At 70.0% G+C, this 9,703-nt stretch carries 8 protein-coding genes and 2 pseudogenes; all 10 read left to right on the top strand.

Annotated features, from left to right (window positions below):
* Window positions 1-346 precede the first annotated feature (346 nt).
* Window positions 347-1,612: pseudogene (locus K8V84_RS22820) on the top strand (ABC transporter substrate-binding protein).
* Window positions 1,609-2,592 (top strand): carbohydrate ABC transporter permease, encoded by a 984-nt coding sequence (locus K8V84_RS22815; RefSeq protein WP_304078542.1) that lies wholly within the window; start codon window positions 1,609-1,611, stop codon window positions 2,590-2,592. The pseudogene K8V84_RS22820 and the gene K8V84_RS22815 overlap by 4 nt, the downstream one beginning before the upstream one ends.
* Window positions 2,589-3,458 carry a carbohydrate ABC transporter permease gene (locus K8V84_RS22810; protein WP_304078540.1) on the top strand — a complete coding sequence of 290 codons (870 nt, stop codon included), beginning with the start codon at window positions 2,589-2,591 and terminating at the stop codon, window positions 3,456-3,458. The genes K8V84_RS22815 and K8V84_RS22810 overlap by 4 nt, the downstream gene beginning before the upstream one ends.
* A gap of 261 nt (window positions 3,459-3,719) precedes the next feature.
* Entirely contained in the window at window positions 3,720-4,028 is a 309-nt protein-coding gene (locus K8V84_RS22805; protein WP_304078539.1) for a hypothetical protein, read from the top strand.
* A 232-nt stretch (window positions 4,029-4,260) separates the two neighbouring features.
* Entirely contained in the window at window positions 4,261-5,289 is a 1,029-nt protein-coding gene (locus K8V84_RS22800) for a Gfo/Idh/MocA family oxidoreductase (RefSeq protein ID WP_304078538.1), read from the top strand.
* Window positions 5,273-6,151 (top strand): sugar phosphate isomerase/epimerase, encoded by an 879-nt coding sequence (locus tag K8V84_RS22795; RefSeq protein WP_304078536.1) that lies wholly within the window; start codon window positions 5,273-5,275, stop codon window positions 6,149-6,151. Before K8V84_RS22800 ends, K8V84_RS22795 begins: the two co-directional genes overlap by 17 nt.
* On the top strand, window positions 6,148-7,446 hold the full coding sequence (locus K8V84_RS22790; RefSeq protein ID WP_304078534.1) for a M20/M25/M40 family metallo-hydrolase: 1,299 nt from the start codon (window positions 6,148-6,150) through the stop codon (window positions 7,444-7,446). Before K8V84_RS22795 ends, K8V84_RS22790 begins: the two co-directional genes overlap by 4 nt.
* Window positions 7,443-8,579, top strand: a complete 1,137-nt coding sequence (locus tag K8V84_RS22785) for an Ldh family oxidoreductase (RefSeq protein ID WP_304078532.1) — start codon at window positions 7,443-7,445, stop codon at window positions 8,577-8,579. Before K8V84_RS22790 ends, K8V84_RS22785 begins: the two co-directional genes overlap by 4 nt.
* Complete coding sequence (locus tag K8V84_RS22780; RefSeq protein ID WP_304078530.1) at window positions 8,576-9,496, top strand: Gfo/Idh/MocA family protein; 921 nt, start codon at window positions 8,576-8,578, stop codon at window positions 9,494-9,496. Before K8V84_RS22785 ends, K8V84_RS22780 begins: the two co-directional genes overlap by 4 nt.
* Window positions 9,493-9,703 (top strand): annotated as a pseudogene (locus K8V84_RS22775) (hypothetical protein); the annotation flags it as partial. The gene K8V84_RS22780 and the pseudogene K8V84_RS22775, both read left to right, overlap by 4 nt.

Here is a 9,703-nt window from a genome sequence, read left to right as displayed (position 1 = left end):
GGCGTGTCTTCCGGTCTCTTCCTCGACCGCGCTCCTTGCGTGGATTCCGGGAAGCGGTCGCCGAGAAAGGGATATTCGGTCGATTCTTGGTCGAATCTCTAGCAATTCGGTCTTGGTGCTCCGAGGGGTCGATCGGCGCGGTCGAGACGTGCTCGCGATTTCGCGCACCGCTGTATCTCGCCGACCGAGTGCGCTCTCAGGTCACGCCTCGGATTCGGATTCGTCCGCCTCTTGACCCTGATCGACCTTGATGCGAAAGATGGCACGGCAGTCAACTTCTGTGATGCGGGACACGAGGGGCGGGGTGCGGTCGTGGGACGGCCCCGCCTCTACGAGAGGACAACTCATGCGTGCACGACGGTGGTCGGTCGCGGCGGGGGCACTGGGTCTGGTGCTCATGGCTTCGGCGTGTGGCGACGGAGGTGATGGCGGCGGCGGTGACCAGGTCGAAGTGTTCTCCTGGTGGACCGGTGGCGGCGAAGAGGCGGGCCTGAACGCCCTCATCGAGCAGTTCGAGGGGGACAACCCCGACGTCGAGTTCGTCAACGCGGCGGTGGCCGGCGGTTCGGGCACCAACGCCCAGGCCGTCCTGGAGGGGCGCCTGCAGAGTCAGGACCCGCCGGACTCCTTCCAGGGGCACGCCGGGGCCGAACTCCAGGACTACATCGAGGCCGGGTACCTGGCCCCGCTGGACGACTTCTTCGACGAGCAGGGGCTGCACGACGCGCTGCCCGACCAACTCGTCGAACAGATCACCTACGACGGTGCCGTCTACTCCGTTCCGGTGAACATCCACCGCTCCAACGTCATGTGGTTCAACCCCACGGTGCTGGAGGAGGCCGGGGTGGACGCCCCACCCGAGACCTTGGACGAACTCCTCGAAGCGTTGGAGACGGTCTCGGAGGAGACCGACGTCATCCCCATGGCCGTGGGCGCGCAGTGGACCGTCTCCCACCTGTTGGAGTCGGTACTGCTGGCCTCGCTGGGCCCCTAGGGCTACAACGCGCTCTGGGAACCCGGCACCTCCTGGGACACCCCCGAGGTGGCCGAGGCCCTGGGCACCTTCGAGGAGATCATGGAGTACACCCAGGAGGAGTCGGCGGCCGAGGACTGGCAGGAGGCCGCGCGTCGGGTCTCCGACGGCGAGGCCGCCTTCAACATCATGGGGGACTGGGCCGCCGGTTACTTCGACGAACTGGGAGCGCTCCCCGGCGAGGACTACGACTGGGCCGCGTCCCCGGGCACCGACGGCACCTACATGTGGCTCTCCGACAGCTTCACCCTTCCGGTGGGGGCGCCCAACGAGGAGGGGGCGTTGACCTGGCTGGAACTGGTCGCGAGCCAGGAGGGCCAGGACACCTTCAACCCGCTCAAGGGTTCGATCCCCGCGCGTGAGGACGCCGACCCGGCCCGCTACGCCGACAGCCCCTACCTGGAGTCGGCGCTGGAGGAATGGCAGTCCGGCCCCGAGCTCGCGGGCTCCTTCTGGCACGGCGTGACGGTCGGCAACCGCTGGAAGAACGACATCGACACCGCCGTCGGTCTGTACCTGGGCGACGGTGACACCGAGGCGTTCAACGCCGCACTGAACGAGGCCGCGCAGTCCGAATGAGCAACTCGAGCAACCCGCCCGGGGTCGCGCGGCGCGACCCCGGGCCCACCACCGCGCCCGCGCGCCCGAGCAGGGTCCGTCGGGCGCTGACCCGTGCCCGCACCTGGCTGCCGGGACTACTGCTGGTCTCCCCGTCGATCCTGCTCATCGGGGTTTTCGTCTACGGCATGATCGGGTGGAACACCCGGTTGGCGCTCAGCGACAAGCACGCGCCCATCCAGGACGGGGAGTTCGTCGGCCTCGTCAACTTCGTGGCCCTGTGGCAGGAGGCCCGCTGGCCTGCGGCCGTGGGCAACGCGATCGTCTTCACCGTGGTCTTCGTCGGCGGCGCGCTGTTCATGGGCTGGCTGCTGGGGCTGCTCCTGGACAAGGGCATCCGCGGCGAGGCGGTCTTTCGCACGCTGTTCCTGGCACCGATGGCGGTGTCCTTCATCGCCACCGGTGTGGTGTGGCGCTGGCTGATGAACCCCGCGCCCGCCGAACGCGCCACCGGGCTCAACGCGCTGTTCGTCCACTTCAACCTGGACTTCCTGGTCAACGACTGGTGGACCGCGCCGGACCTGGGCATGGCGGCCATGGCGCTGCCGGCGATCTGGCAGTTGGCCGGGTACATCATGGCGCTGTTCCTGGCCGGTTTCCGTGGCGTGTCCGAGGATCTGCGCGAGGCGGCCCGCGTCGACGGGTGTTCCGAATGGGGCGTGTACCGGCACGTGGTCATGCCCCAGCTACGGCCGGTCCTGCTCAGCGCGATCATCATCTTGGGCCACATGTCGTTGAAGGTGTTCGACCTGATCATCGCGATCGCCGGACAACAGATCGTCGCCGACGTCCCGGCCGTGTACATGTGGGCGATGGTCTTCGAGGTCCGTGACCCGGCCAAGGGCGCCACCATCGCCTCCTACCTGCTGTTCGCGGTAGCGGTGTTCGTCATCCCCTACCTGGTGTGGACCGTGCGCAAGGAACGGAGCGAGGGCCGATGACCCAGAGCGCACCCGAGAGGGTGATCGCGCCCGGCGGCGGGGTCGCCGGCACCACGCGGCGCGGACAGGCGGTCAAGTTCACCGTCCTGTTCGCCCTGGCGGTGCTGTTCCTGCTGCCGATGTACGTACTGCTGGTGACCGGGTTCAAACCCTTCGCGGAGGCCACCGCGGCTCGGGCCTGGTCGTTGCCGCAGGTCTGGAGCATCGAAGGATGGGCCACGGCCTGGGAGGCCTTGGCCCCGGGGATGTACAACAGCGTCCTGGTGGCGGTGCCCAGCGCCGTCATCTCGGCGGTGCTCGGCTCCATGAACGGGTTCGTCATGGCGCGCTGGCGGTTCCCCGGCGCGGACACGGTGTTCACGCTGTTCCTGTTCGGGATGTTCATCCCCTACCAGGCGGTGATGATCCCGCTCCAACAGATGTTGGTGAGCGCGAACCTCATGGGAGGGGTGCTGCCGCTGGTCCTGGCGCACACCGTCTACGGCATCCCGATCTGCACGCTCATCTTCCGTAACTACTACGCGAGCATCCCGCAGACGCTCATCGAGGCGGCCAGGGTGGACGGTGCGGGCATGCTGCGCACCTACGCGTCGGTGGTGCTGCCGGTGTCGGCGCCGGCCTTCGCGGTCACGCTGATCTGGCAGTTCACCTCCGCCTGGAACGACTTCCTGTTCGCGGTGTTCCTCACCGGCCCCAACAGTTGGCCGGTGACGGTTCAGCTGAACAACGTGGCCGGTTCGATGGTGGTGCCCTACAACCAACAGATGGCGGCGGCGGTCCTGGCGTCGCTGCCGACGTTGATCGTCTACCTGGTTCTGGGCCGCTACTTCATGCGCGGCCTGATGGCCGGGGCGCTCAAGGGCTGATCCCCGCACGGGCGTCGCCTCCGATGCGGGAGGCGGCGCCCGAATTCCCTTTTCGGTACAAAAAAGGGGAATGTGCATTCCCGGGGTCGCGCCATTGCGTATTTATTCGCAGCCGATCGGCGGACCGAAACCGTCCGTTCGAGTGGAGGTGTTGCGTGGAACTCCTGTTTCGGAGAGGATCACCCTGATCGCCCTCCGTGTCATGCGTGAGTGAGGGGATCGTTTCCGTGAAACGTGCATGAAATGCGAAAGGAAGGTGGAATGAGGATTCCTTCCGCCATGGCCGCGCTGGTTCTGGGGAGCCTTTTTCTGGGTGCGGCGCCCGCTCACGCCGCCACCGGTGAGGTCGTGGTCTTCACGACCGAGTTCGAGGACCTCGTGCGCTACACCGACCCCGTTTCGGGCGGTTGTGTACGCCTCCCCGCCACCGCGCACGTCCTGGTCAACCTGACCGACGCGGACGTGAGCCTCCACGCGGGACCCTGGTGCGCCGGGTCGGGGGTGACCGTGGAGCCGGACCGTGGATGGCACGCGCCGCCCAGTGGGCTGTTCAGCTTCTCGGTGGCGTGACCTTCGAAGTCGCAGAAAAGGGATAGAACGCGCCATGGCCGCATAGCGTACTTTGTCCCGTTGTTCTTTGCCGATTGGGTATGCGCTCTTCGGGGTTCGGGACATGGGGGTCCGTTCTCGAATTGACGCCCTTTCTCGTAGTGCACCAAGCTGGGTCATCGTTCGATGGTTCCGTTCGTCCGGAAGGGGCGCGGGCCATGGGGGCGAAGAGACGGAAAGGTGCCCTCCCTTCATGCTGCACACCCTCATCGTGGGTCTGGGGAGAGCGGGACGAGGACTGCACGCGCCGTCGCTCGCCAAGGTGCGGGCGGCGGCCCCCGCCCTGTTCGCGCCGGGGCCGGTGATGGGCCACGACCCCCACGCCGGCGAGGTCGACGGCGTCCTGAGGTTCTCCTCCCTGGAGGAGGCCGCCCGTCACCGACCACCCCGGGACACGGTGGTCCACCTGTGCACCCCGCCCCGGCAGCGGGCCCGGTCACTGGAACGACTGGCCCGGCTGGGCTACCACCGGATCATCGTGGAGAAGCCCCTGGCCCCGGACCTGGTGGAACTGGCCGCGATCGCCCGGTTGCGCCGCCGTTGGGACCTGGACCTGACCGTCACCACCCCTTGGTCGGCCAGCACCCTGAGCGCCCGTCTGCTGGGGATCCGCCGCTCCCAGACCTTCGGCGCGCTACGCGCCATCACGGTGTTCCAGCACAAACCTCGGTTCAGCCGGACCCTGGAATCCCCCGTGCACCCCACCGCCTTCGACATCGAGGTGCCCCACGCCCTGGCCATGGCCGTCACCCTGGCGGGCGGGGCGGACGTGGTCGCCGCCGAACTGGACGACATGGTCCTCGGCCGCACCCGGCTGCCCGGTCTGGGCGGAGCGCGACTGGACCTGGTGCACCACACCGGGGTGCGCACCCGCATCGAATCCGACCTGACCGCGCCCCTGCGTGAGCGGCGCATCGTTCTGGAGTTCGACGAAGCCGTCCTGACCGGACACTACCCGTGCAGCGAGGCCGACCACACCGCGCAGCTGATGGTGACCGTGCCCGGCGAAGAGCCGGTCCGTTCGATCTTCGTCGACGACGCCCTGACCGAGCTCCTGCACTCCTGTTACGCCCGTTACTCCCGTCATCGACAGGAACCGGGCGACCTGCCCGTCCACGTGGAGGCGGTCCGACTGCTGTCCGAGGCCAAGAACCGTTGCTCCCCACAGCCGTACTCCCCGCTCACCGCACGACGGGAGGTGGCCGATGTCGTCGGCGCCTGAACCACCTCGCCTGGCCGGGATCGGTGACGAGGCCGCCCCCGGGCTGTCGAACCAGCTCACCGCCGTGCGCGAGCTCGGATGGGATCTGCTGGAGCTGCGCACCGTGGACCGTGTCCCCCTCGCCGAGATGCCGGAGGCCGACTTCGAGTCGGCGGCCGAGCGCATCCGAGCGGCCGGGGTGGAGGTCGTCGCCGTCGCGGCCAAGATCGGTGACTGGTCGCGCCCCGTCACCGGCGACTTCGCGCTGGACACGGCCGAACTCGACGTGCTGGCCCGTCGCTGCGCGGTCCTGGGTACGCGCACGGTGCGGATCATGTCCTATCCCTCCGGCGGGACGAACGAACCCGAGTGGCGCCGCGAGGTGCGCACCCGAATACGTGAACTGGCCCGACGCGCTGAGGACGCGGGCCTGGTCCTGGCGCACGAGAACTGCGCCGGCTGGGCCGGAGAGGACGCCGACCGCGCCCTGGACCTGATCGCCCACGTCGACAGCCCGGCGCTACGGGTCCTTTTCGACATCGGCAACGGGGTCGCCCACGGCTACGACGCGGCCACGATGCTGCGCCCGCTCGTGGAGTACGTGACGCATGTCCACGTCAAGGACGCCACCATCGCCCACGACGGCGACCCCGCCTACGTGGCGCCCGGTGAGGGCGAGGCCGGGGTGGAGGAGTGCCTGGGAATCCTGGCGGAGCACGGCTACCGGGGCGCCCTGTCCATCGAGCCCCACCTGCACCTGCGCCCCCACCTGCGCGCCGAGGGCGTCGATCCCGGTCGAGGGGACGAGGTCGCGTTCATCGAGTACGGGCGGACCCTGGAGCAGTCGGTGGACCGAATCTGGCGTACGGAAGTGATCCGATGACGCTGACCGACCAGGACCACTCCCTGCTGCTGCACCTGTTGAGCATCCCCACCGCGGGTCCCCTGGAGGTCGGTACCACCGGTCCGCCGCCCCGGTTGTGGCGGGCCCAGTACGACTACGCCGAGGCCGCGGCGCGGATCGGCTTTCGCGTGATACGTCACGCCCCCGCGGACCCCGCCGACCTGATGGCACCCGGTGTGCCCGAAACGGTGCGCGCGGCCTCGGCGGACCCCGACTTCCTGGCCTGCCAGCCCAGCCTGGTCCTACGGCTGGGCCCCGACACCGTGCCACCCGAGCGCACCGTGATGTTCAACGTGCACCTGGACACCGTCGCGGGAGGGCCACCGGTTCACTTCGACGGGGAGGTCTTCCATGGGCGGGGCGCCATCGACGCCAAGGGACCCGCCGTGGCGCTGCTGGCCGGCGTACGCGCCGCCCGGGAACGTTCGACCGGCCCCGGCCGGGACAGTGCTGTGATCATCCAGGCGGTCGCGGGCGAAGAGGGCGGTGCCATGGGCGTGCTGGGCACCCGACCGCTGGTGCAACGCGGACACGTCGGCCGCCTCAACGTGTTCTGTGAACCCACCTCCGGGCGTTTCCTCACCCGCTCCACGGCGTCGATGACCGCCCGGGTGTCGGTGCGCGGCGACGACGCCATCGACGACCGCCCCCAGGCCGGGCACAACGCCTCGGTCCTGCTGGGCTTCCTCGCCCAGAGCATGGGCCGTTCCCTGGACGGGAACGCCCACGACGGTGCGGTGTGCGTGGCGGGACTGCACACCGGAGACCTGCACAACCGTGTCTACGGCACGGGTGACCTGCTGCTCAACCTGTCCTACGCCGACGCCGATGCGGGCCGGGCCCTGGAGGCGGCGGTCACCGACGCGTTCGAGGTGGCCCTGAAGGAGTTCACCGACCTCTTCGGCGACAGCGCCCTGTTCGCTCGAACCGCGGCCGACGCCCGGCGTATCACCCGACTGACCTGGCCCAAGCGGGGACTGCCGGTCCTGGTCGACCACGATCGATGGGGACACGACCTGTTGCGGGGGATCGGCGTGCCCGCCTGGCCCGCCGACGAGGCCGCCTTCACCTGTGACGCCATCTGGATGGCGGGGGGCGCCGACACCTGCACGGTCGTGTTGGGACCGGGGGACCTGGACGCGGACGGGGCCCACGGGGACGACGAGCGCGCCCACCTGAGAGACCTCGAGGGGTTCGCCGACACGGTGGCCCGACTCCTCATCGCCTTCACCGACAAAGCCGGCGAGCCGGACGAGAACTACGGAGGACCGTGACCACACTTCCCGCACCGCCGGAACCCTCCCCGACACGAGAGAGGGTCCTGGTCGACCACGACGCCCTGCTGGACTTCCTCACGGAGATCTTCGTGGGCCGGGGCCTGCCCCGAGGCCGCGCGACCGAAGCGGCGCGAGCCCTGAGCCACGGCGACCTGACCGGGATGGACTCCCACGGCGTGGCCAACCTGGCCCGCCTCTACCTGCCCCTGCTCGACGAAGGTCGGGCAGATCCCGACGCCGAACCCCGGATCGTCACCGACCTGGGCGCGGCCGTTCTGCTCGACGCCCGCCGCGCCCTCGGGCTGTGGGCGGCCTCGGAGGCGATGGACCTGGCCGCCGAGCGGGCCGAACGCCACGGGGTCGGGCTGGTGGCGGTACGCCAGGCCACCCACCTGGGATGCGCCGGACACCACGCGTTGCGCGCGGTCGAACGCGGCATGATCGGCGTGGTGACGAGCAACTGCGGTGGTCAGCGCATCGCCCGGCCACCGGGCGGCACCGTGGCGGTCCTGGGCACCAACCCGCTCAGCGCGGCGGCACCGGCCGGTTCGCTCCCCCCGTTCCTGCTGGACATGAGCACCACGGCCGCGCCCACCGGGCGGATCCGGCAGGCCGCCAGGGAGGGCCGGCCGGTCCCGGAGGGGTTGCTGTGCGATGACCGGGGCGAGCCGGTCACCGACCCGGCGGCGTTCGACGCCGGTCTGGCGCACCTGATGTGGCTCGGTGGTCGGGTGGGTCGCTTCAAGGGGTTCGGGCTCGGCGTGCTGGTGGAGGTGCTCTCCGCCGTCGTCTCCGGCTCGGGCCGGGGTCCCCACCCGGACGCCCTGACGGGGGACGGCGGGCCCGGCGGGCGGGACGACGACATCGGCTTTTTGATGTTGGCCATCGCCCCCGACGCCTTGCGGGAGGGAGCCCGCACCGACGCCGAGGAGCTGTTCGGGGTACTGACGGACTGCGAGCCCGTCGACCCCGACCACCCCGTGCGCTACCCCGGCTGGCACGAGTACCACCTGGCGGCCGAGCGCCGCGCGCGGGGCGTGCCGCTGGGCGTGGAGTTGTACGAGGAACTGGTGGAGACGGCCCGCCGAGCGGGGATCCGCGCCCCCTCGATCATGGAGGAGGGACGATGAGCAGGTTGCGCGCGGGAGTGGTCGGCCTGGGGGTCATCTCCCGCTTCCACCTGAGGGCACTGACGGACTCCCCGGACTGGGACCTGGTGGCGGTGTGCGATTTGGACCCGAAGGAGGTCGCCGCGCCCCCGCCCGGCGCGACCGGATACACCGACCACGCGCGGATGCTGGCGGAGGCGGACCTGGACGCGGTCGTGGTCACCGCCCCCAACGACGCGCACGCCCGGATCTGCGCGGACGCGATCACGGCCGGGACCGCGGTGTGCGTGGAGAAACCGTTGGCTCTGGACCTGGTGGAGGGGGAGGCGTTGAGCGCGTTGGCCCGGGACCGGGGGGTGCCCTTGTTCACGGCCTTCCATCGCCGGTACAACTCCGAGTTCGCGGCGTTGCGGGAACAGGTCGCGGACAGCGTGGTGACGGAGGTGACCGTGCGCTACCTGGAACGGATCGAGGAACACGCGGGGCGGGACACCTGGTACCTGGACCCGGCACGGTGCGGAGGCGGATGCGTGGCCGACAACGGCCCCAACGCCTTCGACCTGGTGGAGACGTTGTTGGGCCGGGCCGAGGTGTGCGGGGCACGGGTGGTGTGCGACGAAGCGGGCGTTGACCGGTGGGCGGACATCGCGTTGACCACGGGTACGGCCAGGGCCCGGGTGCTCCTGGACTGGTCCCACCAGGGGGAGCGCAAGGACGTTCGGGTGCGCACGGCCGACGGGCGGGTGTTGACGGCCGACATGCTGGCCGACCGACCCGCCTTCAAGGAGTCGCTGTGGCACGAGTACGAGGGCGTCGCCGCCGACTTCGCCCGACGGGTCCGTGAGGGCAGGGTCGAGGACGGGGGAGGGGTGTCGGCGCTGCGGCTGGTGGGCGAGACCTACCTCGCGGTGGCCGGTGGAGAGCGGGTGGGGCGGTGAATCCGCACGAGGACGGGGCCAAACGGGAGGTGACCGCGACCCTGGTCAAGGTGCTGACGCACCGCAGGACCGAACGGGGGATGCGGTTGGAGCCGTTCGCGAGCCGCTGCCTGCGCGCGGGCGAGGTCCACGAACTGGTCGCCACCGAGCACACCGAGACCGCCGAGGGAACCCGGATCGACCGGGTCGGTTTCCTGGGGTTCGCCG

This window comes from Nocardiopsis listeri (assembly GCF_020741345.1).
GTDB classification, from domain to species: domain Bacteria; phylum Actinomycetota; class Actinomycetes; order Streptosporangiales; family Streptosporangiaceae; genus Nocardiopsis; species Nocardiopsis listeri_A.
The sequence above is the reverse complement of the archived record's forward strand: the minus strand, read 5'-3'. Positions and strand labels throughout refer to the sequence as shown.

Coding starts and splice junctions, on each gene's coding strand:
- K8V84_RS22815 (WP_304078542.1), top strand. CDS start 1,609: ATGAGCAACTCGAGCAACCCGCCCGGGGTCGCGCGGCGCGACCCCGGG.
- K8V84_RS22810 (WP_304078540.1), top strand. CDS start 2,589: ATGACCCAGAGCGCACCCGAGAGGGTGATCGCGCCCGGCGGCGGGGTC.
- K8V84_RS22805 (WP_304078539.1), top strand. CDS start 3,720: ATGAGGATTCCTTCCGCCATGGCCGCGCTGGTTCTGGGGAGCCTTTTT.
- K8V84_RS22800 (WP_304078538.1), top strand. CDS start 4,261: ATGCTGCACACCCTCATCGTGGGTCTGGGGAGAGCGGGACGAGGACTG.
- K8V84_RS22795 (WP_304078536.1), top strand. CDS start 5,273: ATGTCGTCGGCGCCTGAACCACCTCGCCTGGCCGGGATCGGTGACGAG.
- K8V84_RS22790 (WP_304078534.1), top strand. CDS start 6,148: ATGACGCTGACCGACCAGGACCACTCCCTGCTGCTGCACCTGTTGAGC.
- K8V84_RS22780 (WP_304078530.1), top strand. CDS start 8,576: ATGAGCAGGTTGCGCGCGGGAGTGGTCGGCCTGGGGGTCATCTCCCGC.